General features: G+C 45.7%; 25 protein-coding genes. 13 read left to right on the top strand and 12 right to left on the bottom strand.

Annotated elements, in window-relative coordinates:
- Positions 1-199: 199 nt before the first annotated feature.
- The 3 genes from QH73_RS11015 to psbZ form a co-directional block, all read right to left on the bottom strand.
- A complete protein-coding gene (locus QH73_RS11015; protein WP_039716387.1) occupies positions 200-514 on the bottom strand; it encodes a hypothetical protein in 315 nt (104 codons plus the stop codon).
- Between the two features lie 284 nt (positions 515-798).
- Positions 799-1383 (bottom strand): 6,7-dimethyl-8-ribityllumazine synthase, encoded by a 585-nt coding sequence (gene ribH, locus QH73_RS11010; RefSeq protein ID WP_039716388.1) that lies wholly within the window; start codon positions 1381-1383, stop codon positions 799-801.
- A 128-nt stretch (positions 1384-1511) separates the two neighbouring features.
- Entirely contained in the window at positions 1512-1703 is a 192-nt protein-coding gene (gene psbZ / locus QH73_RS11005; protein ID WP_039716389.1) for a photosystem II reaction center protein PsbZ, read from the bottom strand.
- A 261-nt stretch (positions 1704-1964) separates the two neighbouring features.
- Here psbZ and QH73_RS11000 point away from each other — a divergent pair, with 261 nt between their 5' ends.
- The gene (locus QH73_RS11000) at positions 1965-4793 is read left to right on the top strand and encodes a CBS domain-containing protein (protein ID WP_039716390.1); all 2829 of its coding nucleotides are present in this window, start codon (positions 1965-1967) and stop codon (positions 4791-4793) included.
- Positions 4794-4836: 43 nt separating this feature from the next.
- On the opposite strand, the gene QH73_RS10995 is transcribed toward QH73_RS11000, so the two are convergent.
- On the bottom strand, positions 4837-5007 hold the full coding sequence (locus QH73_RS10995; protein WP_165587659.1) for a hypothetical protein: 171 nt from the start codon (positions 5005-5007) through the stop codon (positions 4837-4839).
- Between the two features lie 233 nt (positions 5008-5240).
- Between QH73_RS10995 and QH73_RS10990 the strand changes: the two genes are divergently transcribed.
- Positions 5241-6248, top strand: coding sequence for an ABC transporter ATP-binding protein (locus tag QH73_RS10990; protein ID WP_039716391.1), 1008 nt, complete (start codon positions 5241-5243; stop codon positions 6246-6248).
- Between the two features lie 49 nt (positions 6249-6297).
- On the opposite strand, the gene QH73_RS10985 is transcribed toward QH73_RS10990, so the two are convergent.
- Both QH73_RS10985 and QH73_RS10980 read right to left on the bottom strand, forming a co-directional pair.
- The gene (locus QH73_RS10985; RefSeq protein ID WP_039716392.1) at positions 6298-6888 is read right to left on the bottom strand and encodes a DedA family protein; all 591 of its coding nucleotides are present in this window, start codon (positions 6886-6888) and stop codon (positions 6298-6300) included.
- A gap of 45 nt (positions 6889-6933) precedes the next feature.
- On the bottom strand, positions 6934-7497 hold the full coding sequence (locus tag QH73_RS10980) for a DUF2854 domain-containing protein (RefSeq protein WP_039716393.1): 564 nt from the start codon (positions 7495-7497) through the stop codon (positions 6934-6936).
- Between QH73_RS10980 and QH73_RS10975 the strand changes: the two genes are divergently transcribed.
- Positions 7486-7785 (top strand): hypothetical protein, encoded by a 300-nt coding sequence (locus QH73_RS10975; protein ID WP_132866905.1) that lies wholly within the window; start codon positions 7486-7488, stop codon positions 7783-7785. The two genes, QH73_RS10980 and QH73_RS10975, sit on opposite strands and share 12 nt — an antisense overlap.
- Here the strand turns inward: QH73_RS10975 and ctpA are convergent.
- A complete protein-coding gene (gene ctpA, locus QH73_RS10970) occupies positions 7747-8985 on the bottom strand; it encodes a carboxyl-terminal processing protease CtpA (protein ID WP_039716394.1) in 1239 nt (412 codons plus the stop codon). The two genes, QH73_RS10975 and ctpA, sit on opposite strands and share 39 nt — an antisense overlap.
- 323 nt (positions 8986-9308) lie before the next feature.
- Between ctpA and petB the strand changes: the two genes are divergently transcribed.
- From petB to QH73_RS10950, 4 genes are all read left to right on the top strand, one after another.
- A complete protein-coding gene (gene petB, locus QH73_RS10965) occupies positions 9309-9977 on the top strand; it encodes a cytochrome b6 (protein ID WP_039716395.1) in 669 nt (222 codons plus the stop codon).
- An 88-nt stretch (positions 9978-10065) separates the two neighbouring features.
- Entirely contained in the window at positions 10066-10548 is a 483-nt protein-coding gene (gene petD / locus QH73_RS10960) for a cytochrome b6-f complex subunit IV (protein WP_039716396.1), read from the top strand.
- A gap of 218 nt (positions 10549-10766) precedes the next feature.
- The gene (locus QH73_RS10955) at positions 10767-11210 is read left to right on the top strand and encodes an ATP-binding protein (protein WP_015156070.1); all 444 of its coding nucleotides are present in this window, start codon (positions 10767-10769) and stop codon (positions 11208-11210) included.
- Between the two features lie 180 nt (positions 11211-11390).
- Complete coding sequence (locus QH73_RS10950; protein ID WP_039716397.1) at positions 11391-11762, top strand: hypothetical protein; 372 nt, start codon at positions 11391-11393, stop codon at positions 11760-11762.
- Between the two features lie 101 nt (positions 11763-11863).
- Here the strand turns inward: QH73_RS10950 and QH73_RS10945 are convergent, their stop codons facing one another.
- Complete coding sequence (locus QH73_RS10945; protein WP_039716398.1) at positions 11864-12319, bottom strand: hypothetical protein; 456 nt, start codon at positions 12317-12319, stop codon at positions 11864-11866.
- Positions 12320-12939: 620 nt separating this feature from the next.
- On the opposite strand from QH73_RS10945, the gene QH73_RS10940 reads away from it, so the two are divergent.
- Positions 12940-13293 carry a hypothetical protein gene (locus tag QH73_RS10940; RefSeq protein ID WP_039716399.1) on the top strand — a complete coding sequence of 118 codons (354 nt, stop codon included), beginning with the start codon at positions 12940-12942 and terminating at the stop codon, positions 13291-13293.
- A 54-nt stretch (positions 13294-13347) separates the two neighbouring features.
- A complete protein-coding gene (locus QH73_RS10935) occupies positions 13348-15543 on the top strand; it encodes a pentapeptide repeat-containing protein (RefSeq protein ID WP_039716400.1) in 2196 nt (731 codons plus the stop codon).
- A gap of 4 nt (positions 15544-15547) precedes the next feature.
- Here QH73_RS10935 and QH73_RS10930 read toward each other — a convergent pair whose 3' ends face one another.
- Positions 15548-16852: an efflux RND transporter periplasmic adaptor subunit gene (locus QH73_RS10930; protein ID WP_039716401.1), complete on the bottom strand. Its 1305-nt coding sequence runs from the start codon at positions 16850-16852 to the stop codon at positions 15548-15550.
- A 566-nt stretch (positions 16853-17418) separates the two neighbouring features.
- On the opposite strand from QH73_RS10930, the gene QH73_RS10925 reads away from it, so the two are divergent.
- A complete protein-coding gene (locus QH73_RS10925) occupies positions 17419-18915 on the top strand; it encodes an aldehyde dehydrogenase family protein (RefSeq protein WP_039716402.1) in 1497 nt (498 codons plus the stop codon).
- A gap of 40 nt (positions 18916-18955) precedes the next feature.
- On the opposite strand, the gene QH73_RS10920 is transcribed toward QH73_RS10925, so the two are convergent.
- Complete coding sequence (locus QH73_RS10920) at positions 18956-19981, bottom strand: hemolysin family protein (protein WP_039716403.1); 1026 nt, start codon at positions 19979-19981, stop codon at positions 18956-18958.
- A gap of 219 nt (positions 19982-20200) precedes the next feature.
- On the opposite strand from QH73_RS10920, the gene QH73_RS10915 reads away from it, so the two are divergent.
- Together QH73_RS10915 and fghA are read left to right on the top strand one after the other, a co-directional pair.
- The gene (locus QH73_RS10915; protein ID WP_039716404.1) at positions 20201-21511 is read left to right on the top strand and encodes an acetyl ornithine aminotransferase family protein; all 1311 of its coding nucleotides are present in this window, start codon (positions 20201-20203) and stop codon (positions 21509-21511) included.
- 31 nt (positions 21512-21542) lie between these two features.
- Entirely contained in the window at positions 21543-22388 is an 846-nt protein-coding gene (gene fghA / locus QH73_RS10910) for an S-formylglutathione hydrolase (protein ID WP_039716405.1), read from the top strand.
- Between the two features lie 94 nt (positions 22389-22482).
- On the opposite strand, the gene QH73_RS10905 is transcribed toward fghA, so the two are convergent.
- Positions 22483-23088 carry a cytochrome b N-terminal domain-containing protein gene (locus QH73_RS10905; protein ID WP_039716406.1) on the bottom strand — a complete coding sequence of 202 codons (606 nt, stop codon included), beginning with the start codon at positions 23086-23088 and terminating at the stop codon, positions 22483-22485.
- A gap of 133 nt (positions 23089-23221) precedes the next feature.
- Complete coding sequence (locus QH73_RS10900) at positions 23222-24088, bottom strand: alpha/beta fold hydrolase (protein WP_039716407.1); 867 nt, start codon at positions 24086-24088, stop codon at positions 23222-23224.
- 228 nt (positions 24089-24316) lie between these two features.
- On the opposite strand from QH73_RS10900, the gene rnc reads away from it, so the two are divergent.
- Positions 24317-25042, top strand: a complete 726-nt coding sequence (gene rnc, locus QH73_RS10895; RefSeq protein ID WP_039716408.1) for a ribonuclease III — start codon at positions 24317-24319, stop codon at positions 25040-25042.
- Position 25043 lies beyond the last annotated feature (1 nt).

The raw sequence follows: 25043 nt of genomic DNA, 5'->3' as shown, positions 1-25043 counted from the left end.
TTGTCAAGCTTTTTTCCGCGATTGTCAGGAACCTGGGAACAGAGTGTAGGGTGTAGGGTGACAGTGACCAGTGACTAGTGACCAGTTAGTTATTTTATCTCCCTCAGCAACCTTGCGCTCCCTCAGCAACCTTGCGCTCCCCTGCTTCCTTGTCCCCCTTGTCCTCCTTGTCCCCCTTGTCCCTTCTTAAGTTTTGGTACTAGGTATAAATACTATGTGGGGGGGGGTACGATTGCTGTAAGTGTTTTTTTGGGCTAGTTGAAAATAGCTCGATCTCCTGGCGCTGTCTTTCTACAGCTACCATGACTTGCTGCACTTGTTTGCCGATTTTGTCTATAGCCTCTAGCAGAGGAGTAGCATCATCGCCATCGCTATTATTATATTTTGTATTATAAGTATTTCTAATGGCTTCACCTGTGAGTTGGTGAATTGACTTACCCGTTTCCCGTTCAATTCTTGTCAATAACTCTATATCTTCTGGTTCTAACTCAATACCAATTGTGTTTCCTCGCATTTGTGCTACCTAAAATATATTCTGGTCTGCTTTAAACTGGAAAGTTATGTTTGATAGCGTACATTAATAACTTGTGGTTTGTCACTAGATTAATGCCAATATATGCGCTGGAGATCGGCTCAAAGCAAAGACTTCAACTGCCACGAACTTAACCTAATTTCGACTTATTGATATACCTCTATTGGAGGATTTTTACTAGACAAAAAAGGTAGCGCATATAACTAACGCTACCCACCATTTTTCAGAGTATTGAGTAGCATTTTTCACTTGCTACTCCTGCATTGTCACTCGCCACTTTCTGCAATTGGCGATCGCTCGTTAGCAACGGCACTTTTCAACGAGGCAGCGGGCAAGGATTGAGAATTATTGTTGTAAGACTCTACAGTTATATCGGCATGTAGTTGCCGCATCAAGCTAGCCATCTCAATCGCGTTCATGGCGTAGTCCCAACCCTTGTTACTCTTAATTCCGGCTCTTTCCAGAGCTTGCTGCATCGAGTCTACAGTCAAAATACCAAAAATGACTGGTACGCCAGTTTGAAATCCTGCCGCAGCAATGCCCTTAGCTACTTCTCCCGCAACATAATCGAAATGGGGAGTTTGACCGCGAATGACTGCTCCAAGACAGATCACGGCATCATAGCGATGAGATAATGCTAATTGTCGCGCCACAATTGGCACTTCAAAACTACCAGGAACGTAAGCATAATCGACTTGACTGCCGTGAGGATTCGGATCGATGCCATGACGTTTCAAGCAATCTTGACATCCTTCTAACAGCTTACCAATGACTAAATCGTTAAACCGACCGATGACGATCGCAAACCGTAAAGGTTCTGTCTGAGTAAAAGTTCCCTCGAAAACTGCCATTACTAAATCAGTTGTCAGTTATCAGTTGTCAGTTGTCAGCGTAAAGACATTACGTGTAAGTCTCTACAAAGTAGCGATCGCTTGCTTGTCAATCGCGACGATCGACAAGGGCGATCGCCTTAAGTTGCTTATACAACCAAAAAGTTCAAAACACCGATGACGATCACTAGACCGAACCAGGCGATCGAACCGATCCAAAGCAGCCTTTTTGATTCCACCCAATTTTGGGGAGTAGCGTAAGCCACGGGAACGCCAATCACCAAAGCAAAGGACAAGAATACCAGGGCAACTAAAGTCAATTGAAACAAAGCAGATAACATCAGTATGTCTCCCTACACAGCAACAAACCAGAACAGATCTAGATTAAGCTTAAAGCTTGCTAATTTTGCTTATAACCTATATGTAACCTATCAGAAATTGTCACAATATAGGGAGTGGTCATTCGTCATCGGTCATTCGTCATTGGTTATTTGTTAGAAGTCAGGAGTCAGGAGCCAGAAGTTGTTTAATCTCCTCTCCTCACACTCCCCACACTCCCTAGTCTCCCTCACTCCTCACTCCTCGCTCCTCACTCCTCATTCATGGACTTAATTCTTTGTCATACAACAGCGGATTTTGATGCTTTGGGTGCGGCTGTGGGGCTGTCGCGGCTGTGGGCGGGAGCGAAGATCGTGCTGACGGGTGGTAGTCATCCAGCGGTAAAGGATTTTTTGGCACTGCATCGAGACGAATATGCTTTGATCGAGCGCCGTTCTGTGAATCCGAAACAAATTCGATCGCTGATCGTCGTCGATACACAACACCGCGATCGCTTGGGTGCGGCGGCGGAGTGGCTGGATTTGCCCCAAGTCGAACAGATTGTTGTTTACGACCACCACTTAGAAATTGACAGCGATATTTCGGCTACGGCAACTCATATTGCTGATGTGGGAGCGACTACGACGCTAATTGTCGAAGAATTACAAGTTCAGCAGGTGGAAATTACGCCGTTTGAAGCAACTGTGATGACGTTAGGCATCCACGTTGATACGGGTTCGCTTTCATTTGACCAAGCTAACCATCGCGATGCGTTGGCTCTAGCATGGTTGATGCAGCAGGGAGCTAGCTTGCATGTCGTGCGGGATTACATCGATCCTGGGTTTTCACCGCAGTTGCAAGCATTGTTAACTGAGGCACTGGATAACTTCCACTGCGATCGCTTGCGGGGATATACAGTCACTTGGGTCTTGCTAAAAACTCCAGGTTATGTATCTGGATTATCTAGCTTGGCAGCACGGCTGATGGAATTGACCGAAAGCGATGCCGTCCTACTGGGGGCAAGGTATGCTTTGGGAGACAGTGGTGAGGAAAGGCTGACAGTTATCGGGCGATCGCAAATTCCTGGGACAAATCTAAATGACTTGTTTCAGCCCCTCGGCGGTGGGGGACATTCTCAAGCTGCATCCCTCTCGTTACGGGGTGTCGATGGGCAGGCAACTTTACAACACTTGGTAGACCGACTCAAAGCCACGATTCCCCATCCGCCGACAGCTAGGGAATTAATGTCATCCCCCGTTCGCACGATCCGCCCAGATACAACTATTGCCGAGGCACAACGGATTTTGCTGCGTTACGGTCACTCTGGATTGTCTGTGGTCGATCCTACAGGCAAGTTGGTAGGAATTATTTCCCGCCGCGATCTTGATATTGCCCTGCACCACGGCTTCAGTCACGCTCCCGCCAAGGGGTATATGACGACAAATATCAAGACTATTACCCCAGATACAACCTTGCCAGAAATTCAAGCGTTGATGGTGACATACGATATCGGACGCTTGCCAGTGTTGCAAGACGGAGAATTGCGTGGCATCGTCACCCGTACCGACGTACTGCGAGAATTGCATCAGGAAGGAGCGAGGAGCGAGGAGCGAGGGGTGAGAGGGAATGCTGTTGGGATTATTCCACCTGGGGCATTCTTAAGATTGTTGAGCGATCGCCTTGCTGCACCTTTTTGGGAATTGTTGACTAAGGCTTCTGCCCAGGCAGAACAACGCGGTTGGCACTTGTATTTGGTTGGGGGAGGAGTGCGCGATTTACTGTTGGCAAAACAGAACGGTGCAGCACCCCTGTATCTACAAGATATCGATCTAGTTGTAGATGGCTTTCATCGCGCTGCTGATGTAGGGGCGGGAGTAGAGTTAGCTCGCGCCCTTCAGCAACTTTACCCTGCTGCTCGTCTCGAAATTCATGGGGCATTTCAAACAGCAGCATTGTTGTGGCACAAAGACCCTATTTTCGGCTCTCTTTGGATTGATATTGCCACTGCACGCACGGAATTTTATCCCTATCCTGCTGCCAATCCTGAAGTAGAAGCGAGTTCCATTCGCCAAGACTTGTATCGACGCGACTTTACAGTTAATTCCCTTGCCGTCCGTTTGACACCACCAAGAGCGGGGGAAATGTTAGATTTCTTTGGCGGATTGCTCGATCTACAGGCAAAGGAAATTCGGGTTTTACACCCCAACAGCTTTATCGAAGACCCAACTCGAATTTATCGTGCCGTCCGCTTTGCCGTTCGTTTAGAATTCGCGATCGAACCTCAGACGGAAAATTATATTCGCTATGCCATTAATAGCGGTATCTACAAACGCACACAAGGCAATAATTCCAGAGCGCCTGCCTTACAAACGCGATTGAAAAACGAGCTGAAATACATTTTGCAAGCACCCTACTGGCAAGCAGCTTTACGTTTACTGGGAGATTTAGATGCTTTGCAATGCCTGCATGAAACTTTGAAACTAGATAAAGCTCTTTGGCAGCAGTTGCGGTTTTTGGAGCGTTGTTTGAGACGATTTAATCGAGAGTCGGTACGGGCGGGTTTGGAAACCCGCCCGTACGGGAGTCGGGAGTCGGGAAAGGGAGCAGAGAGGCAGAGGGGCAGAGGAGAAATATTACCACTCACTCCTCACTCCTCACTCCTCACTCCTGATTGGCTGTTACGTCTAGAGGTTCTCATCGCCTATCTTGCCCCAGAATACCGCGATCGCGTTGCCCAAAATTTACAATTACCCGATGACAGTATTAATCGCTTGCGCCATTTGCAACAGGCACAGGAGCGAGTTTTGACAGCTTTACCTTCTTGTCGGCTACCCAGTCAAGTATTTGACTTGTTGCGGCAATACGACCTACCGATGCTAATCTTAATTGCTCTACGCAGTCCTCGTCCTGTGCGATCGCTTGTCTGGCAATATGTCACCCATGGGGCTAACGTCCAACCACTATTAAACGGTCACGACTTGAAACAATTGGGATACAAACCCGGACCTCAATATCGTCAAATTCTCGACGATCTACTTGCTGCCACCCTAGATGGAACTATCCGCGATCGCACGGAGGCTAAGAGTTATCTATTTGAGCATTATCCCCGCTAGGTGTGAGACAAGGAGGACTTGGGGGACAAGGGAGCATTTCTAGTCACCAGCCACCAGCCACTAGCCACTGATAACTGACAACTGATAACTGACTGACTGGTGCTGGTTGCATTTCGCCACGAAAGTCTAGTAGTTGCACGAGGAGGAGATAGGCGATCGCCAGTAGGATTGAAATTGCCCCTGTGATAATAGCAACGATTTTTGAGCGGTTCATGAATTGCCTCAAAAGTTAATTTTTTTTACTACTTATATATAATCTGGCATTTTTACCCATACTTAACTTTCTTCACTCCCTCAGCTCCCTCAGCCTCCTCAGCCTCCTCAGCTCATCCTCACCAATAATCTTAACTAGGATGAGTATAGGTGCGATCGCTGTCGGCATGGAGCGATCGAGTGAGCCATAATAACTGTTGTCATTTTTGTTTGGAGCAAAGGTAGTTTGACGCGATGAAGACTGTTACTACTGATTCGCCTACTTTTGAATCTAATCCTTCCGAGCGCCCAGCAGTCATTCAAACTTCTCAATTGCGGAAAGTTTACCGGACTGGCTTTTGGATGAATCAGAAAATTCCCTCGCTCAAAGGTTGCTCTCTAACGGTATATCAGGGCGAAACTTTTGGTCTTCTGGGACCGAATGGAGCGGGTAAAACAACGCTCTTAAAATTATTGTTGGGTATTCTTCGCCCCACGAGCGGACAAGGTTTATTATTAGGTCAACCTTTAGGCGATCGCCCGATCAAACAACGCATTGGCTATTTACCAGAAAATGCTTATTACTACGACTATCTAACTGGTTGGGAAGTTTTAGAAATGGCAGCGGGACTGTTTCAAATTCCCCGCAGCGTTCAACGTCAGCGCATTCCTCAACTGCTGGAATTAGTCGGACTGCCTTTAATTGCTGCCCGCAAAAAGCAACTACGCCAATATTCTAAGGGTATGGTGCAGCGGGTAGGGATGGCACAAGCTTTGATCAATAACCCAGAATTAGTGTTTTTAGACGAACCGATGTCTGGTTTAGATCCGTTAGGACGCTACCAGATGCGACAGATTATTCTTTCTCTCAAAGCTCAAGGCAAGACTATTTTTTTCAACAGTCATATCTTGTCTGAAGTCGAGCAAATTTGCGATCGCGTTGCCATCCTAGCTCAAGGAAATTTAATTTGTAGCGGTTCCCTGGATGAATTATTGGGAACGACTGATGCTTATCACGTCAAAGGCAAAGGTGGTGATGTAGAAATACTCTGCCAATGGTTAACTAATTTGCAAATAGAAGCCGATGGGACTTGGAAAGGCGAACTTAGTGGCGAACCCTACGATTTTCTGGCAAAGTTGCGTTCTCTCGGCGGGCAGATCGTCGGCATGAATTTGTCTCGTCCTTCTTTGGAAGAGTTTTTCTTGCAACAAATTTCTGCTACATCAGGGAGTAGGGAGCAGGGAGCAGGGAGCAGGGTGTAAGTGTTTGGCAGGCGATCGCACTGGTAAACTAGCTTAACGTCACCGCAGTTTAACTATTCGACCTGTTACGCCTAATTAACCAGAATAGGAGTGCTAACAGGAGTACAGCAATTGAAATTCTGGCAATGGGAGCGGTATACCAAACAACGACTGCATAACGCCTGCCAAGCAGGTATCCAGCATAAGCCAAGGCAGTTTGCCAGATTGCCTCACCAGATATGACATGGAATAAGAACGGTAGCAATCTCATGCCACTAATACCCGCTGGTAGCGCAATTAACGTGCGGACGCTGGGGATGGGGCGACAAAAAAAGACAGTTTTCCCACCGTGGCGATCGAACCATTGTTTGGCTCGCTCTATTTCTCCAAAGGAGAGTTTTAACCACTTGCGGTTGCGCCTAGCAAATACTTTCAAGCGCCGTTCGCCCAAGTATTTACCTGCTAAGTACCAAGGTACGATTGATAGAGTACAACCCAAAACTCCAGCTAAAATCGCGTATGGTAAGCTGAGCTTGCCTTGAGCAGCTAAAAAACCCGCGAAGGGTAAAACAATTTCTGGTGGAGTTGGAGCGATTAAAACTAGCAGGAAGATGCCCAGATATCCAAAAGAGTTAATAGCATCGGTCATTCCTTCTAGCATTCGATCGCTTCCTGCTAAGTATGGTGTTAGCTACTGTTCTAACACCTAGCTGGAAGTCTCTTGGCTAGAAGCCGCAATCATTGCTATTTCAATCTCATCTTCAGCAGGTTGCGTGACTTCAACACGTACCCCAGGACCAAAAAAACTTTGCATTTTGTCTTGTTTTTTTTGCCACTGTTCCAGTGTCACGAAGGGAGAATCAAATTCTAAAATCAACCCATAAGCACCATCGATTTGTGTTTCTCGCACGCCTTTAACAATCGGTCTTTCTTCATCTGTTGGCGCAAGTCCCAGCCGTTCTAACGCTGTATCTAAATGAGCTGACTGACCGTAACGATAGCGGGTAATATCCAGACGGACTTGATTTTGAGTTGCTGTAGCTTGCTGTTGGCGCAAAGCAACTACTTCAGGGGAAGTTGGTTGAGTGTATGGCACTGGCTTCAGTTCCGCTGCCGTCAACGCCAAACCTCCTAATAAAAGGGGAATGCCATAAAAAAAACCCACAAGGTTGAGTGTGGGATTATCAATAAAATAGGCAACGAATCCCACAATCGTAATTAAACCACCAACAACTAAACCTAGCTTTCCTAAAGATACTTGTCGCAACATAACGATCGCTTAACAACTTCTGCTTTATTATCAGTTATCAGCGACCAGTTATCAGTTATCAGTTATCAGGGAGCAGAGAGCAGGGAGCAGAGAGTAGGGAGCAGGGAGCAGAGAGCAGGGAGCAGAGAGCAGGGAGCAGAGAGTAGGGAGCAGGGAGCAGAGGAAGTTGGGGGAGCAAAAAACAACCGTCAACTGTCAACCGTTAACCGTCAACTGTCAACTAACAACCAATTACCCATTCCCATCAAATCATTTGTCGCTTTTAGCAATAGCTGGTGTATTGCTTAATAATTCTACTGCTGCTAAGTATTGTGGGTCTGCTGCGGTGGCGATTTGGTCGCGGCTGAGGCGATCGGTAGCTACATTGAGGTCTGGGACAATGCCCTGCTTGTGAATGTCTCGATGACTTGGGGTTTCGTATTTGGCAACGGTAACAGCCATACCGGAACCGTCAGATAGTTCAAACAAAGATTGAATTAAGCCTTTACCAAACGTCTTTTCACCAACAATTTTCGCTCGTCCGTTGTCTTGCAGCGCTCCAGCGAGAATTTCACTGGCGCTAGCCGTACCGCGATCGACTAAGACGACTAGGGGGTCGTGAGTTAATGCCGAGCCAAAAGCTTCAAAATTTCCTTGGATGCCTTGGCGGTTAACCGTATAGACGATCGTGCCTTCGTCTAACCACAGACGGGCAATTTCAATTCCCGATTGCAATAAGCCTCCAGGATTATTGCGTAAATCCAAAATGTATGCATTGGCACCTTGTTTTTCTAAATTGGCGATCGCGTGGGCAACTTCTGCTGTGGCGTTGGCATTAAATTGAATCAGGCGTATGTAGCCGATCTCTGCTCCGCTAGGTGAGGTTTGAAGTTGGGCAACTACGGGATTGACAGCAATGCGATCGCGGGCTACCTGGATTTCTTTTGGCGAACCATCCCGTTCTACGATCAGCATGACTTTACTACCCGCCGGACCCCGCATTTTGGCTGCTGCTTCATCTAGAGTTAATTGGGTGGTCGGAATACCATCGATTTTGAGAATGCGATCGCGAGATTGAATACCTGCTTTTTCCGCTGGAGAACCAGCAATTGGTGCTACGACCTCTAACTGTCCTGTTTTTGGATTAAGGGCAATTTGCAGTCCTACACCTGTCAGTTCGCCAGAAGTATTAACTTGTAAACTACGATACTGTTCTGGTCGTAAAAAGCGAGTGAAAGGCTCGTTTAAACTTGCCAGCATTTTCTCGACTGTTGTATATGCTGACTCTGGGTTGTCAAGGGGTTGTTTGAGTGCTTGTTGCCGCACTGCCGACCAATTTTGATGGTTAAACGTATCGTCCAGATAGGCGCGATTGACAATTCGCCATGCTTCTACTACCACTCTCTGCTCTTCCGTGATGGCGGTTGCTGGCTGAGTCCAAATACCCAACGCTAGCAGAATTGGCATGACCAACAAAACTCCGATCTGGAAAATTCGCTTTGACATCATCAGTTATCAGTGATTCAGTTATCAGGGAGTAGGGGACAGGGAGCAGGGGGAGAGCCGCGAAGTTGGGGGAGCTGAGGGAGAAAAAAACCAACAGCCAACTTACGACTTACGACTTACGACTTACAACTTCTTCCAACTGTCCTCTCGACTATGTTACTTTTTTTATAGAATCTGATGCAGTCTGGACGAGCAAATTGTTCGCGATCGCAATTAAGATCGAAGTGACTGGATTTCCAGCCATTAGAAGACCTTGAAAAGACGATCCCTGCAAAGACGATCGGGAATTTGAACAGACGCAATCCATTTTTAGGAACTTTTGGTTGATGTTTAGTAAACAGGTAACTGATTCAAAAGCATACAACTGGTTTGAGGAGCGCTTGGAGATCCAGGCTCTTGCTGAAGATGTAACCAGTAAGTACGTCCCCCCACACGTCAACATTTTTTACTGTCTCGGTGGTATCACCCTGGTTTGCTTTTTAATCCAGTTTGCGACTGGATTCGCTATGACTTTCTACTACAAGCCGACTGTAACTGAAGCTTATGCTTCCGTACAGTATCTCATGACAGATGTGAACTTCGGCTGGTTGATCCGCTCCATCCACCGCTGGTCAGCCAGCATGATGGTACTGATGATGATCCTGCACGTATTCCGCGTTTATCTCACTGGCGGTTTTAAAAAGCCCCGTGAGTTGACTTGGGTTAGTGGCGTGATTTTAGCAGTCATTACTGTTTCCTTTGGTGTAACGGGTTACTCTTTACCTTGGGATCAAGTCGGTTATTGGGCGGTAAAAATCGTTAGTGGCGTACCAGAAGCAATTCCAGTCGTCGGTACTCTCATTGCTGACTTATTGCGCGGCGGTTCGAGTGTAGGTCAAGCAACGCTAACTCGCTACTACAGCGCTCATACTTTTGTCTTACCTTGGGCGATCGCTGTCTTCATGCTGCTGCATTTCCTGATGATCCGCAAGCAAGGTATTTCTGGTCCGTTGTAATTACAGTTAACAGTTAACAGCTATCAGTTGTCACTGTTAACTGTTAACTGATAACTGATAACTGAAACAAAGGAGAACAACTTTAAAGATGGGAACACTAAAAAAACCAGACCTGAGCGACCCTCAATTACGTGCCAAGCTGGCTAAGGGCATGGGTCATAATTATTATGGCGAACCTGCTTGGCCTAACGACTTGCTCTATATTTTCCCTGTGGTAATTTTGGGAACGGGTGCTTGTATAGTCGCTTTGTCCGTACTAGACCCAGCAATGGTAGGCGAACCAGCAAATCCTTTCGCTACGCCTCTGGAAATTTTACCTGAGTGGTATTTATACCCAGTATTCCAAATTCTGCGGTCAGTTCCCAATAAATTATTGGGAGTCGTGCTGATGGCTTCCGTACCACTGGGGTTAATTCTGGTTCCATTTATTGAGAATGTCAATAAGTTCCAAAATCCCTTCCGCCGTCCAGTCGCAACAACTGTGTTTTTAGTTGGTACTTTAGTTACCTTGTGGCTCGGTATTGGTGCTGCTTTCCCGATCGACAAATCTTTCACTTTCGGTCTGTTCTAATCGTTCAGTTCTGCACTTAATCAAGTGTATTGAGTACGGATTTGTCTTGACACCTGTGGGTTTCTCAAAAAGTATATCTACTGAATGAGAAACGTTAACAGGTGTCAATTTTAGTTACAGAGGCTTGATAGTAGTCGCGATTACAGAATAAAAAAAGAATAAGTAAACATTTATTGAGTTGACAAGCAATTAACATCGGATCGCGGTCAAGCCGTGGCATGTTGGAGCAAAATCATCTGAGGGTGTGTAGCGATTTAAAGTTACTGAACCAGGTACAAGACTGGTTTGAAGATTTTTGTCTTCAACATAGCGGTCAAATACCTTGGTCTGAGGGTCAACTATATCGCTTAAATTTAGCTTTAGCAGAAGGATTTACGAATGCGGTCAGACACGCCCATCAAGCCCTACCGCGAGAAACGGCGATAGATATCGACCTGTTATTATGGAGCGATCGCATTGAGATTAGAATCTGGGATCGGGGTCAGCCTTTTAATCCCGATGCAATTGCCGAACCTAAACCAGGAACCTTACAAGAAGGAGGCTATGGCTGGTTTCTATTGCGGCGCTTAGCAGATCGAGTCGTATACGAACGGGCTGCTGACGGCAGAAACTGCTTACTCATTGTAAAAAGTGATAAAAACCGCCAAGAAGTTAAGACATAAATCGCGCAGGGTAATTGGTGTTGTGTAATTAATGACAAATTTTTTACAATTCTCCTACTCCCCTGTACGGGCGGGTTTAACCGTAGAATTGTTTGCTCTGCGATAGGTATGCTGAAAACCCGCCCCTAAAACTCCCGACCCCTAGCTATCCTAGAGGCAGAGCAGCTTAATAGAAAGAACATGAGCCTCAAGTCTTTTCAACTTAGTTTTTCCCGCCTCTCCGGTTGGCTCACCCTATTCCTCTTCATCTGGTTATTGGGTGCGGTAGGTCTTGGCTGGTTGGTCAACTCATTTCTAATTTTAATGGGACTGCTATTGTTGGCTCCAGCGATCGCATTCGTCTGGTTTCGCTGGTGGCTGCAACGCAACCTCGTTCAGTCTGAATGTCCGGTGTGTAGCTACGAACTAGCAGCACTCAATCGTACCCAACTTCAGTGTCCTAGTTGTGGCGAACTTTTGAAAGTAGAGCAAGGCAAGCTGAATCGCTTAACACCTCCAGGGACGATTGACGTGCAAGCTGTGGAAGTCGCAGCTAGCGCGGAAGAGTCATAATTCAGTTGTCAGTTATCAGTGAACAGTTATCAGTTGTCAGTTGTCATTGGTCGTGAGTGCAGTGTTAACCAATGACAAATGACGAATGACCAATGACAAATCTATTCACCTTTTTTCTGAGAGATTGAAAGGGTATAGGGATATTGTCCTTGAGTGCGATCGCCAACGTATAGCGAGTATTTTCCTGCTTCCCAGTAACCCGAGATTTCGGGAGCTTCTCCTGCTGCTGTATCCGCCAGTACGCAAAAACGCCGTTTTCCTGGTCCTTCAATCAGTAGTGTAGGTTCTCCTTCGCTCTGTACTTGTAGCTTGAGATATGGTAAAGGTTCTGGTACTTGTAGCACCTGACTGGGAGTCGTACTGATGTTACCGCAATCGCTGTTTTTTTCTCCTCCAGATCTACCTTTAACAACTAGAGGGTCTGCTTCTAATTGGGGGGGGACTTTTACTACTGCTTCCTGAGCGAAAGTTGTAGCTGCGATCGCACAACTCATAATTAAAATGGAAGGTAGGATAGTCCACTTTATTAACTTGTACATAGTAGCTTGCTTTGTCATTTTATTTATCCACTTACGGACTTTCAATTACTAGGTTTAAATCACCTGAAATGCAGGACATTTATTTGCTTTTCAAGAATCAAATATTTGGATTTACTGCAACTATCGCAAGGCTGAATCTGTTACTACTTCATAACCTCCACTGTTAAATCTGCTTCTTTTGATAGAGTTTTAGCTGTAATTCGCAATTAATTTACAGCGATCGTTAGACCGCTATTGAGTCTAATTATAACAATTGACTTTTCTCAAAAACTTGCGTAATTTCTCCATTTTTTGGGCGGAAAACCATTCATAACGAACATATATAGCGAGCCTAAATGATTTGTGAATCTGGGTTATTGCTGGTTGACGGTTGACGGTTAACGGTTAACTGTCAACTGTCAACTGTTAACCGTCAACCACCACAACGAGCGGTTCATGACTCAAATAGAATCGCTATATTAGTTGTTTGTCAAGTTTTCCTATCCAAGTCGGCGTGTAGTTGTGCTTTGCATTAGCTACAATCGCCCTAATAACAGTGAGCAGTGACGAGTGGCTGGTGGCTAGATGCTTCCGACTTGTGACTTGTGACCTTGTGACTCGTGACTGCTCGCCACTCTCTTACTTTTTGGTAAAAGCATATGAATCCTCAATCAGAACAAGATTTGCAACAACGCTTAGAACAACTAGAAAGAGAAGCAAATTCGGCATCTGCGGAGGTAGCACGATCGCAGCCTGCAACGCCACAGATAGTACAAGAGACAAAAATCGCTGCTAGCGAGCCATCGCCTTTGGGACAGTTTTTTAATTGGTTTAGTCATCTATCGCGTGTCAGCAAGCTTATAGTCATAAGTGTTGGAGCTGTGTTTGGAATTGCAATTCTCAGAGCGGTGCTAAACCTAGTAGCAGCTGTCATCAGCTTAGGAGTGCTGGCACTGGTGTTGTATGTAGGATATCGGTTTTTTGTCAGTCGCAATACTGAAACAAAGAACTGATAACTTAATGTCTGCGATCGAGGAGTGAAAACAACGAGAAGGGGAACTATTAAGATGGCGAATTCAAGTGTGAGGAGAAATGCCAATCGCGCTCGTCGTTCGGTGCAGGCGAAAAGCAAACCGCTACCACTAGCAACTAGACGCTTTGCGGCATGGGCAGTAGAAGTATCGCTCGTTGCACTCAGCGGACTGATACCCTATAGCTTAGGAGAACAGGCAAAATTGGAGCCATCAGGGGAGCAAGTCACCCCAAATCCAGTGGTCGCCCTAACTCAAAAAGCGATCGCCAGTACCCTAACTATATCCGCCGAACCGAGCGATCGCCGTCTCGTCACACCCCTAACGAATATATTTTGGTCTGTCGCTGTCATCACTCCTTTGTTAGTAGGGGGATGGCAGCTGTATTTACTGGGAAAAACAGGCAGTACTCTACCCAAGCGCTGGTTGGGGGTACGGGTTGTTTCTGCTGCTGGCACGGTTCCAGGTCTATCTCGGATCGCGATCCGAGAAACTTTGGGAATGTGGGGCTTACCACTCTCCGTAGCCTATATTATGTGGCGGGCGACGGCTTTTCCTCATTTGGGCATATTTTTCGGTTTGTCTTGTTTCTTCGTACTAGGTGAAGGCATGACTGCCCGTTTTCACCGTCAGCGGCGTTGTTGGCACGATTTAATTGCAGGCACTTACGTAGTGGATGCCAATCGCGCTATGACTATTTTGCCTGGGACTAGAGCGAAACAGTTAATAGGGAGCGCTTCGGTGCAGGGAGCAGGGAGCAAGGGGCTTTATAATAGTCCTTCGCCTCAGCTACAGACTCAGCCATCAGTTGCTAAATCTGTCATTAATAAACCGAAAGTGCGGCGTAGTTGGTGGCAGTTGATGCGCCAACATCCGAATTTATTACTATTCTTAGCTTTTTTGTCCTGCATGGTGGCAGTATTAGGAACCTTGATTGGAATTCAAATCTACATTCAGGCGCAAAAATACCAACGGCAGTTAGCAGAGAATAAAAGCACGCAGTTTCTCACTCTCATTCAACACCTAGATGCTAGTGGGACTACCCTAAGCGATCGCCAAAGGGCAATTCTGGCTTTGGGTACGATTGGCGATCCGCAGGTACTTCAGTTACTTGTCGATTTGCTCGGACAAGAGCAACGTCGCGAAATTATCGCCACGGTACAGCAAGCTTTGGTTAGTTCTGGTTCCTCGGCTTTGCCATATTTACACCGCTTGAACCAATCGGTCGCCAATGAAATAGCTGCCGGACGTTATAGTAGTAGCCCTACTGAATTAGCTCGCAGGACGCAACAATTGCAAGCCACTCAACAGGCGATCGGCAAAATTTTGGCAGTTTATGGTGGTAGGTTACAGGGCATCGATTTGAGCCGCATTAATCTTGCCCCTAGCACTAGTCAAGAGCGGGTTTTTACTCTAGAGCTAGAACGGGTCAATTTTGCTGGCATAGGATTCAAAGGTGCTAATCTGAACCACGCGAGTCTACCATCCAGCCAGTGGCGCGATGCTGGGGCAGATCGGCACTGGGATACTTTTGACGACGCGATCGCCAATTTGAGTCATGCTCAGATGAAGGGTGCTAACCTAACTAAAGCTAATCTCAGCCGCGTACCGATGGAGCGGATCGAGCTGATGCAGGCAAATCTAAACCAAGCCAATTTATCTGCTGCTAGTCTCGGTCATGCTAATCTCAGTAGCGCCCAACTCGTAGGGGCTAATTTACAAGCAGCAACTCTCGTAGATGCTAGCTTGACAGGAGCAAACTTAAGTACGGCAAATTTGTCTGATGTTAATTTACACGCAGCCCGCTTGAGCCGCGTCAGTGCTTTAGGCACGCGCTTGCAGTCAGCTAATTTAACCAAATCGAATTGGCAGGGGGCAGATTTATCGAGTGCGGATCTGAGTCATTCCAATCTCAGTCATGCTGACTTGAGCCTAGCGCGTCTCAGCAACACTAATTTAAGTCATGCCCAAATGCAAAACATCAACCTGCGTCAGGCAGATTTGCGAATGGCAGATTTGCGTGGGGCAAATTTAGCAGGGGCTGACTTCCAGGGGACGATCCTGTTTAGTCCTCAACCTCCGGCATCAGGCGATCGCTTCATTGCCACGCCACCAGAATATACTCAAGCAGCATTAGTGCAGGGTGTTAATTTTAGCCAGGTGAAAAATTTAGATGCCCAGCAGATTGCTTATATTTGCGTTTACGGAGGATACCATCCACGTTGTCCTTAACGCTCTATTCTTCTGCAACAAAGCGAACTTTAGCAGTTTGACCGACTAATAAAGCTTCCTGCGGGTTTTGAAATTGTACCTCGACTATATGAGTCCGATCTGGCTCTGGAATCGGATTAATTGTCACGACTGTTGCCTCAAATTGTTTGGCTTCAGCTGCCTTGCCCAGTTGTACGACTGCTCTTTGTCCTAAACGTAATGTATTAATTAAACTAGTACTAACAGAAACTCGTACTTTTAAAGATTTTAGTTGCGCTAATTCTACTAAACTTTTACCTGCGTAAATGCGATCGCCCACAACTACGGGCAAATTGACAACAACGCCTGCTGCTTGAGCCGTGACTGGAAACGATCCTGTGAGTTCTGATTCTTTTGGTAACAGAGAACGCTGCTGGTGAAGCAGATTGAGCCTCTGAGTTGCTTGACGAGACTGCGAACGAGCAAGTTGTGTCTGCCCTTCGATCGCAGCAAGTTGTTGTTGGTGTTCGAGTAGCGTTAGTTGTTTGCGAAGTTGCCATTGTCGGCGTTGTTGTTGCTCGATTTCTTGTATGATTGCGCCTGTTTCTGCTTTAACTAAATTTGTTTTAGCGGCGGCTAACTTAGCTTGCGATCGCTCGACTTCGCTTGCAGAAACTGCCCCCTGTCTAGCTAATTTCTTAAGGCGATCGTGCTGCATTGCTGCTCTTAGGTATATGCCTTTAGCTTTTTGAACGACACCTTGCTGTTGTTGCCATAATTGTAAACTCGATTTAGCCGTACTCAGACGTAACTCTGTATCATACAGCTGGGCGATCGCTCCGATTTTGCGATTAATTATTGATGTTTGTAGCTGGAGTTGCACTGTTTTTTGAGCAGCGTTTTCGTGTTGTTGTCGAGCTTTTTCAAGTTCTAAATCAGTCTGAAATCGTTCTTTTCGCAACCGATCGAGTTTTTGCAAATCCACTAAATTTTCTAGTTTTGATATCGGTTGACCGGGCTGAATGCGATCGCCAATATCAACATAGATTTTTTTTACAACTGCTGCTGAATTAGCAGAAATATTCATTTTTTTGGCTGGATAAATTGTACCAGCAAAATCTAAATTTTCCACCAGAAGATCTTGTCTAACAACCCTTGATGATGCGAATGAAGGTTGGGTATTTTGGCAAGTAAGATAAATTACTGTAGTTAAGCCAAATGCATAAATTGATAGTAATAATGATTCCCGCAAGCCGATATCTTTAAACCAGTTAAAAATGAGGCGATCGCTGTCATTCCAGCTAGGGGTTTGCTGGTTGTTATTTAAAGGGTTTTTTCCAAACAGAAGCATTGTCTGACTACAACCTATTACGTTTATGATTTGTTGCTAATATTTACTTGGAGAGCATTCTTAACCTACTCCCTTTTTTAAGGGAGAAAAGTGAAAGCTAGACCATTCTTACCCCCCCCTTTTTTTAAGGGGGATTGGGGGGATCTTCTATGGCATAGTTTTACTGAAGTAGCCTAGTTACAAAAAAATAAATTTAGCTGCCTCGCAATCAGATATAGAGCCTTACTGCTGCAAACAAGTGTTGTACACCAATTTGTGTAAACTTAACTAACTGCCAGAGAACTACGTAGAAATTCGGATCTATAACTTAGTGGAACTAAAATCAGTATGGCATAGGTATTTAAAATCACAGTGTAAATTCACACTCACTTAATTCAAAACTATAGAAACTTGTCATTTTAATAAACACCATCAACAAAATAATCGTATTTTTACTGAGATCGACGCTCTCATTCGCTTTACAAACAACTTATGCTGCGTAGCGCGAGTTAGCCGTCAACTACCAATTACCAACTACCAACTACCAACTACCATAGAATTACAGAAATTGTTGGAGGTCCTGCCTCATGACCGCCCCCCTGCTAGAGTGCCAGAATTACATCAACGGTCAATGGGTTGTCGCATCAGGTGAAACTTTAGAAAGCCGTAACCCCTCTGACTGGCGTGACGTAGTAGCAACTTTTCCCCGTTCCAGTGCTGCTGATGTCGATGCAGCCGTAGTAGCTGCCCGTAGAGCCTTTAAATCTTGGCGACTCGTACCTGCTCCCGCCCGTGCTGAAATAATTTATCGTGCAGGAGAATTATTGCTCCAACACAAAGAGAAACTCGCTCAACTCATTAGCAGGGAAATGGGTAAACCCCTGACAGAAGCGCGAGGAGACGTGCAAGAAGGCATTGATTGCGCCCTCTACATGGCAGGAGAAGGACGAAGGATGTTTGGGCAAACTACCCCTTCAGAAATGCCTAATAAGTTCGCGATGACAATGCGGATACCTGTAGGAGTTTGCGCCCTCATCACTCCCTGGAATTTTCCTGTGGCTATTCCTTGCTGGAAAGCTTTTCCCGCTTTGATTTGCGGTAATACAGTCATTCTCAAGCCAGCGGAAGATACTCCAACTTGCGTTCATTATCTCAGCCAGTTATTTCACAAAGCAGGCTTACCAAATGGCGTTGTTAATATCGTGCATGGTTTGGGAGAAGAGACAGGACGGGCGTTAGTCGAACATCCTGACGTAAATTTGGTGTCGTTTACCGGATCTTCAGAAACGGGGGCTGAGGTGGGTTCTGTTTGCGGACGCACTCACAAGCGTTCTTGTTTAGAAATGGGGGGTAAGAATGCTCAAATCGTGATGGCAGATGCCGATTTACAACTGGCTCTAGATGGGGCTGTTTGGGGCGCTTTTGGCACTAGCGGACAGCGCTGTACTGCTACGAGTCGGCTGATCCTCCACCGCGATATTAAGGAAGAGTTTACTAACTTGTTGTTAGAAAGAGTTCATCAGTTACGATTAGGTCTTGGTACAGATCCGCAAACTGAAGTAGGACCGCTGATTAATTCTGCCCAATTGCAAAGGGTAAACCATTATTTAGAAATTGCCCGTGCTGAGGGGACAAAAGTATTAACTGGTGGGGAGATAGCTAATACAGAAAATCTCGCACATGGTTTTTTCTTTCAGCCAACAATATTAGATAAAGTCACGCCAGAGATGCGCGTAGCAAAAGAAGAAATTTTTGGTCCCGTAGTGGCACTAATAGAAGTCGATTCTTTTGAAGAGGCGATCGCAATTCTCAACAACACCCCATACGGTTTATCTTCTTCTGTTTACACTCGCGATGTCAATCTGGCGTTCCAGGCAATGCGCGATATTGAAGCTGGAATTACTTATATTAACGGTCCTACAATTGGGGCAGAAGTCCATTTGCCTTTTGGTGGTATGAAACAGACAGGGAACGGACATCGGGAGGTAGGAACTGCGGCTTTAGATGTGTTTACAGAATGGAAGACTGTTTATGTAGATTATTCTGGAAGTTTGCAACGCGCCCAAATTGATAACCGAGAATGAGGAAGTCAAAAGTCAAAAGTTAAAAGTCAAAAAGAAAATCCTATCTTTTCAACATTCTTGCTAATCTATTTCTTGCCGCTGCTTGCAAATCGATGATTCTATCTGTTTCATCGACAATTTCGCCTGTAAGGATCTCTAATACGTCTTCAAGAGTGACAACACCGGAAACTGTGCCATATTCATCGACGACGACGACGAGGTGATTGCGGCTTTTTTGAAATGCTCTCAACAAGCGATCGGCATGAATCGTTTCTGGCACAAATCGAACTTTACGGGTGAATTCAGCAATTTTACGATCGCGCTTTCCTTCTACCATTGCGGTCAGAAGTTCATCTTTTAAAGTAACTCCAATAACTCGATCTAATGAATCTTCTATAACAATAATTCGCGTGTGCTGAGAATTAATTATGTCTACTCTGCTTGCAGCTAGAGTCAAATCACCTCGTAAGTAAGTTAAAGCTGTTCTAGGAGTCATTAAATCGGCAGCCGTGAGGTCGTTTAGCATAAACACTCTCTGAATCATTTCGGCTTCATCATCTTCAATAATTCCCTCTTGATAGCCAATCTTTGCTAGTAGCATGATTTCCGATTCATTTGTAGTCGGCAGTTTTTCTTTGCGGGTAAAAGGTGCTGTGACTTTCTCCATGATCCAAACTAACGGAGTGAAAATAAAAGTCAGTGCAGTTACAGGTAGAGCAGCAAGGAGCGCTAATCTTTGAGAATATCGTTCGCCTAAAGTTTTGGGAATAATTTCACCAAAGATGATGATCAGAAAAGTCAAAAGTCCAGAAAAAACCCCCAATAAAGTGTTACCTAAAACTGTCTCGGCAATACGGGCGATCGCAATACTACCAACAATATTGAAAATATTATTGAGAATCACGATTGTGGCGATCGGGCGATTCATGCGATCGCGAATTGCTAGTAGTGCGACTGCGGCAGGATTTTTTGACTGCGCTAGCTGTCTGGCTTTAAGTGTAGAGACAGAAAATAAAGCAGCTTCTACGCTAGAACAGAGGGCAGAACCAGAAATGACAATCAGTACGGCAACAACTAGGGCAAGCATGGCAGAATTGAGAACTCAGAATTCATAATTATTAATTTAGAAATCATCGTGAAGGTATCGGGCTTATGGTGTATTTTTGGTCAAAAAGGAGACAGAATCAGTCATCAGTGACCAGTTATCAGTTGTCAGTTATCAGTTATCACTGAAAAGTGGTAGTTGGTAGTTGGTAGTTATTCCCCTTGTCCCCCTTGTCCCCCTTGTCCCCCTTGTCCTTTCTCTATGCTAAGTATCCCAACTAAACGCCCTCTGCCGCGCGTGCCTCAGTTAGTGACTTCCTTACCTGGTCCCCGCGCTCAAGCATTGGTAGAACGCGATCGCGCTGTTACTTCTCCTTCCTATACCCGTGGCTATCCGCTTGTGGTTGCCCGTGGTGAAGGCTGCATGGTGGAAGATGTCGATGGTAACGTATTTTTAGACCTAACCGCAGGTATTGCCGTAGCATCGACTGGACACGCTCATCCTGAAGTTGTCGCAGCAGTTCAAGCCCAAGCTGCCAATTTGCTACATATGTCGGGGACTGATTTTTACTACGAGTCGATGGTGGAGTTGGCGGAAAATTTAGCGACTCGCGCCCCTTTTCTGATTCCGGCAAAAGTCTTTTTTAGCAATTCTGGAGCTGAGTCTAATGAGGGGGCGCTGAAACTTGCTCGTTACCATACAAGACGTTCTCAGGTTGTTGCTTTCTTGGGTGCGTTCCACGGACGTACTTACGGGGCAATGTCGCTGACGGGTTCTAAAGCCGTGCAACGTCAGCACTTCGGTCCTCTACTACCAGGAGTGACTCACATTCCCTATGGCACTCATGCAGCGTTAGACTATTTAGAATCAAAGCTTTTTCCTACCGTTCTTCCCCCAGAAGATGTTGCAGCAATTTTCGTCGAACCGATTCAAGGGGAAGGTGGCTATATTGTGCCGGAAGATGGTTTTTTAAAACGAATTCGGCAGATTTGCGATCGCCACGGTATTTTGATGGTTGTCGATGAAGTGCAAGCGGGGATGGGTCGGACTGGGCGCTTATTCGCGATCGAGCATTGGGGTGTAGTTCCGGATATTATTACTTTGGCAAAGGGCATTGCTAGCGGTCTACCTTTGGGCGCAATTTTAGCGCGATCGCACCTGATGACTTGGCAACCCGGCTCTCACGCTACGACATTTGGGGGTAATCCCGTGGCTTGTGCGGCGGCTAACGTAACCTTACGGTTGTTGGAAGATGGTTTGATTGAAAATGCTCAAAACATGGGCAACTTATTGATGTCCGGGCTTACGGAGCTGTCACAGCAATTTTCTTGTATCTCCCCTCCACGCGGTAAAGGATTGATGGTGGCAGTTGATGTTTTTGATGCAGATGGTAAGTTAGATCCAGAGCGACGCGATCGCATTGTCGATCTGGCTTTCTTAAAGGGTTTGTTACTCTTAGGTTGTGGCAAAGCAGCAATTCGTTTTTGTCCGCCATTAGTTATCGACAGCGCTCAAATTCAAGTCGCCCTGCAAATCCTTAGAGATATATTCGTGGAAGCGAGCGATCGCTAGTAGGGTGGGCAATGCCCATACAGGAAAATTCATGACCGAAATTAATTTAATCTCAGAATACAAATGCTTTGACGGGATGCAGGGTTTTTACAGCCATCATTCCCAAACTTGCAATATCGAGATGCGATTTGCCGTTTACCAACCACCCCAGACGCGATCGAAAGCCGTTCCCGTCCTCTATTTTCTCTCTGGCTTAACCTGCACCGAAGAAAATTTTATCACTAAAGCAGGGGCGCAAAGGTATGCTGCCGAGCATGGATTAATCTTAGTAGCTCCAGATACTAGCCCCCGCAATACAGGAATTGAGGGAGAAGATAAAGATTGGGATTTTGGTACGGGTGCGGGTTTTTATGTCGATGCAACAGCGGAACCGTGGCGATCGCATTATCAGATGTATAGTTATGTCGTGAAAGAATTACCCGCGTTAATTGCCTCACATTTTCCCGTCCAAGTCGAACGACAGGGGATCTTCGGTCATTCTATGGGCGGACATGGGGCGTTAGTTTGTGCTTTGCGCAATCCCGAACTCTTTAAATCTGTTTCTGCTTTTGCACCTATTGCTGCACCAATGCAGTGTGCTTGGGGAGAAAAGGCTTTTACAAATTATTTGGGAAGCGAGCGGGAAACCTGGCGTAATTACGATGCAAGTGAATTGATACTCACTAGTAAATACACTTCTCCCATTCTAATCGACCAAGGTACAGCAGATAAGTTTTTAAGTCAACAGTTGATGCCAGAGGTATTTGAACGAGCTTGTCATTCGGTAGAACAACCTTTAACTTTGCGCTTTCAGGAAGGTTACGACCACAGTTATTACTTTATTGCTACCTTTGTGGGCGATCATATCCGCCACCACGCTGCGACTTTGTGTCAATGAAATATACTGCTCTATTTCCAGAAGGGCGGGTTTGCGGGAAATTGCAGTTGGCAGTAAAGCTTTTTGGTGAACCCGCCCCTACAACGATCTGGATCTAATTTGCCGATTCGAGCTGCTTTACCTCTTTTTCCTGTAGCAATAAACCCGTTAAATGAATAATAGCTAAAACGATCGCGCCACCGGAAAGCAGGTAACTGTGGATGGTAAACAGGTGTTGAACTGTGACAGTATTTACCGCGCCGCCACCCGTAAGGATATTACGAAGCTGAGAACCAATCGCTGGAAGCGCTTCAATCGTACCTAACTCAATTGTGAATCGCCAGTAACCAATTTGCGTCCAATCGAGTAATATTGCCGTCCAGCTTAAACCGATCGCGGTGAGTGTTAGTAAAATACCGCTAATCCAGGCAGTTATCCAGCTAGAGCGAAATCTTTCACCTAAAAACATGACAACGATTTCAACCAAGGAAACTCCGATTAAGCCATTACCAGCAAGAGAGTGAATCCGTTGGATTAACCAACCGTTAGGGATCTGAGTTGCGATCGCCCTCAGAGAATTGTAGGCTCCCCCTGCTGTTGGTTCGTAGTAAAATGCCAGTAAAATTCCTGTCAGTGCAGCGATCGAACTTAAAGTAAGCATCACTACAGCCAGAACTGTAGCCAGTCGTCGCAGTACAAAAGCGTAATAGCCATCTTTCATGACTGACTCCTGCTTTCGAGCGAAATTGTTTAGGTATTTTTACCTCAGTATGAATTTTTATTACTGAAATGTCAAATGGTTGTCGGTTGACGGCTAATTTAACTGTTAACCGTCAACTGTCAACTGTCAACTATTAAGAATTACTCAGAAACTCCCGCATATACTCATTGACTAATTCGGGTTTTTCCTGTTGTACCCAATGACTAGCATCTGGAATGTATCTAACTTGGAATGGATTTACGTAAGTAGCAGTACCATAACTCAATTCCCTACCCAAGGCTGTATCCTTTTCACCCCAAATCATTAATGTTGGTACGTTGAGTACACCCCAATTTGGGTTAGTCATGCCTTGTTGCAACATATTGCGATAATAATTGAGGGCTGCTGTTAACGCTCCACGCTTAGCTGCTGCATCTTTGTAAGCCTCAATATCTGCGGGAGTAAAAGCGCTCTTATTCACAGCCATACCTTTAAAGCCATTTTCAAGTGCTTGGTAGTCTCCTGCTTGGATCAGCATTTCTGGTAAGACAGGAAGCTGGAATAGGAACATATAAGAACTCTTCAGCAATTGTTGAGGCGTGCGAAAACCCTCAGCAAATTTGGCTGGATGCGGGATATTTAATACGATGAGGCGTTCTACCATTTCAGGGTGAGCGTAAGCAAAACTCCACGCGATCGCTCCTCCCCAGTCGTGTCCGACTAAAATACACTTGTCATATCCCAGTCCCTTAATGACACCCTCAATATCTTTGATAAACTCAGCCATGACATAAGCTGATTGCGCTTTTGGTTTGTCGCTGTCGTTATATCCCCGCAAGTCTAATGCTACGACTTTGTAATCCTTGGCAAACTCAGGGATTTGATGTCGCCAAGAGTACCAAAACTCAGGAAAGCCGTGTAACATCAGCATCAACGGACCTTCACCTTGGGTGACGTAGTGCAGCCTCAGCCCGTTACTGATAATGTATTCGTGTTGCCAAGTACCTTCTAGTACGGACATAGCAATCGCTCCTCAAAAGTCAAAAGTTAAAAGTCAAAAGTCAAAACTGATAGTTGTATCTGGCTATGGGGACGCTGACCGTAGTAATTAGACCACAGTAGTTAAATTTTCTCTCTGTCTTAAGGATGACTTTCTCACATGTCTCCCTGAGCGCGATCGCGACAAGATAGAAGATATAGCAGGCGAGCGATCGTCTATTATTTATTATTGACCAATGACCAATGACCAATGACCTTATTCTATCCGCGTCGGCAAAAGCAGCTACAAAGCTTAGTCAATAAACTGGGAATCCCGACCTCAACTCAAATTAATTGGCAATTGCTAGATTTAGCATTGACCCATCCTACTGTCTCAGCTACAGCAAACTACGAACAATTAGAATTTGTCGGAGATGCCGTTGTAAGACTCGTAGCAGCTGAAGTCTTATGGGAAACTTACCCTGAATGTCCGGTAGGAGAATTTGCCGCAATTCGGTCAGTTTTGGTCAGCGATCGCATTTTGGCACAACTAGCAGCAGAATACGGTTTAGAACTCTATCTTCTTGTGTCTAATAGTGCCTCTACCGATAAGGCCGGACGAGAATCGCGCCTAGCAGATGCTTTTGAAGCCGTTCTCGGCGCTCTTTATCTCAGCACCCACACCCAAGAACTCGTGCGTCCTTGGCTCGATCCGCACTTCAAGCAACTAGCAGCAGAAATTCGCTCCGATCCAGCTAGGCTAAACTATAAAGCCGCACTACAAGAATGGACTCAGGCTCATTTTAAGGTCTTACCAGAATATCGCGTCCAAGAGTCACCCCAACCCCATAGCGCCACGACACGATTTTCAGCCGAAGTCTGGCTTCAAGGTAAATGCTTAGGTGAAGGTACGGGACGTTCCATCAAAGCAGCCGAACAAGCTGCGGCTCAAGTTGCTTTTATGTCTTTAAGCAGGGAGCCGGGGAAAGAGAGCTGAG

It is taken from the genome of Scytonema millei VB511283 (genome assembly GCF_000817735.3).
GTDB classification, from domain to species: Bacteria; Cyanobacteriota; Cyanobacteriia; order Cyanobacteriales; family Chroococcidiopsidaceae; genus Chroococcidiopsis; species Chroococcidiopsis millei_B.
This window is presented reverse-complemented; position numbering and strand designations above follow the sequence as displayed.

Excerpts from the sequence above, each read along its gene's own strand:
- QH73_RS10985 (WP_039716392.1), bottom strand. The coding sequence starts at position 6,888 with ATGCTAGAAGGAATGACCGATGCTATTAACTCTTTTGGATATCTGGGC.
- QH73_RS10955 (WP_015156070.1), top strand. The coding sequence starts at position 10,767 with ATGTTGGAGCAAAATCATCTGAGGGTGTGTAGCGATTTAAAGTTACTG.
- QH73_RS10945 (WP_039716398.1), bottom strand. The coding sequence starts at position 12,319 with ATGACAAAGCAAGCTACTATGTACAAGTTAATAAAGTGGACTATCCTA.
- QH73_RS11015 (WP_039716387.1), bottom strand. The coding sequence starts at position 514 with ATGCGAGGAAACACAATTGGTATTGAGTTAGAACCAGAAGATATAGAG.
- QH73_RS10940 (WP_039716399.1), top strand. The coding sequence starts at position 12,940 with ATGAATCCTCAATCAGAACAAGATTTGCAACAACGCTTAGAACAACTA.
- QH73_RS10935 (WP_039716400.1), top strand. The coding sequence starts at position 13,348 with ATGGCGAATTCAAGTGTGAGGAGAAATGCCAATCGCGCTCGTCGTTCG.
- QH73_RS10920 (WP_039716403.1), bottom strand. The coding sequence starts at position 19,981 with ATGCTTGCCCTAGTTGTTGCCGTACTGATTGTCATTTCTGGTTCTGCC.
- rnc (WP_039716408.1), top strand. The coding sequence starts at position 24,317 with ATGACCTTATTCTATCCGCGTCGGCAAAAGCAGCTACAAAGCTTAGTC.
- ctpA (WP_039716394.1), bottom strand. The coding sequence starts at position 8,985 with ATGATGTCAAAGCGAATTTTCCAGATCGGAGTTTTGTTGGTCATGCCA.
- QH73_RS10905 (WP_039716406.1), bottom strand. The coding sequence starts at position 23,088 with ATGAAAGATGGCTATTACGCTTTTGTACTGCGACGACTGGCTACAGTT.
- QH73_RS10995 (WP_165587659.1), bottom strand. The coding sequence starts at position 5,007 with ATGAACCGCTCAAAAATCGTTGCTATTATCACAGGGGCAATTTCAATC.
- petB (WP_039716395.1), top strand. The coding sequence starts at position 9,309 with ATGTTTAGTAAACAGGTAACTGATTCAAAAGCATACAACTGGTTTGAG.
- QH73_RS10915 (WP_039716404.1), top strand. The coding sequence starts at position 20,201 with ATGCTAAGTATCCCAACTAAACGCCCTCTGCCGCGCGTGCCTCAGTTA.
- QH73_RS10925 (WP_039716402.1), top strand. The coding sequence starts at position 17,419 with ATGACCGCCCCCCTGCTAGAGTGCCAGAATTACATCAACGGTCAATGG.
- QH73_RS10950 (WP_039716397.1), top strand. The coding sequence starts at position 11,391 with ATGAGCCTCAAGTCTTTTCAACTTAGTTTTTCCCGCCTCTCCGGTTGG.
- QH73_RS10900 (WP_039716407.1), bottom strand. The coding sequence starts at position 24,088 with ATGTCCGTACTAGAAGGTACTTGGCAACACGAATACATTATCAGTAAC.
- fghA (WP_039716405.1), top strand. The coding sequence starts at position 21,543 with ATGACCGAAATTAATTTAATCTCAGAATACAAATGCTTTGACGGGATG.
- psbZ (WP_039716389.1), bottom strand. The coding sequence starts at position 1,703 with ATGTTATCTGCTTTGTTTCAATTGACTTTAGTTGCCCTGGTATTCTTG.
- QH73_RS10930 (WP_039716401.1), bottom strand. The coding sequence starts at position 16,852 with ATGCTTCTGTTTGGAAAAAACCCTTTAAATAACAACCAGCAAACCCCT.
- QH73_RS10990 (WP_039716391.1), top strand. The coding sequence starts at position 5,241 with ATGAAGACTGTTACTACTGATTCGCCTACTTTTGAATCTAATCCTTCC.
- QH73_RS10980 (WP_039716393.1), bottom strand. The coding sequence starts at position 7,497 with ATGTTGCGACAAGTATCTTTAGGAAAGCTAGGTTTAGTTGTTGGTGGT.
- QH73_RS11000 (WP_039716390.1), top strand. The coding sequence starts at position 1,965 with ATGGACTTAATTCTTTGTCATACAACAGCGGATTTTGATGCTTTGGGT.
- petD (WP_039716396.1), top strand. The coding sequence starts at position 10,066 with ATGGGAACACTAAAAAAACCAGACCTGAGCGACCCTCAATTACGTGCC.
- ribH (WP_039716388.1), bottom strand. The coding sequence starts at position 1,383 with ATGGCAGTTTTCGAGGGAACTTTTACTCAGACAGAACCTTTACGGTTT.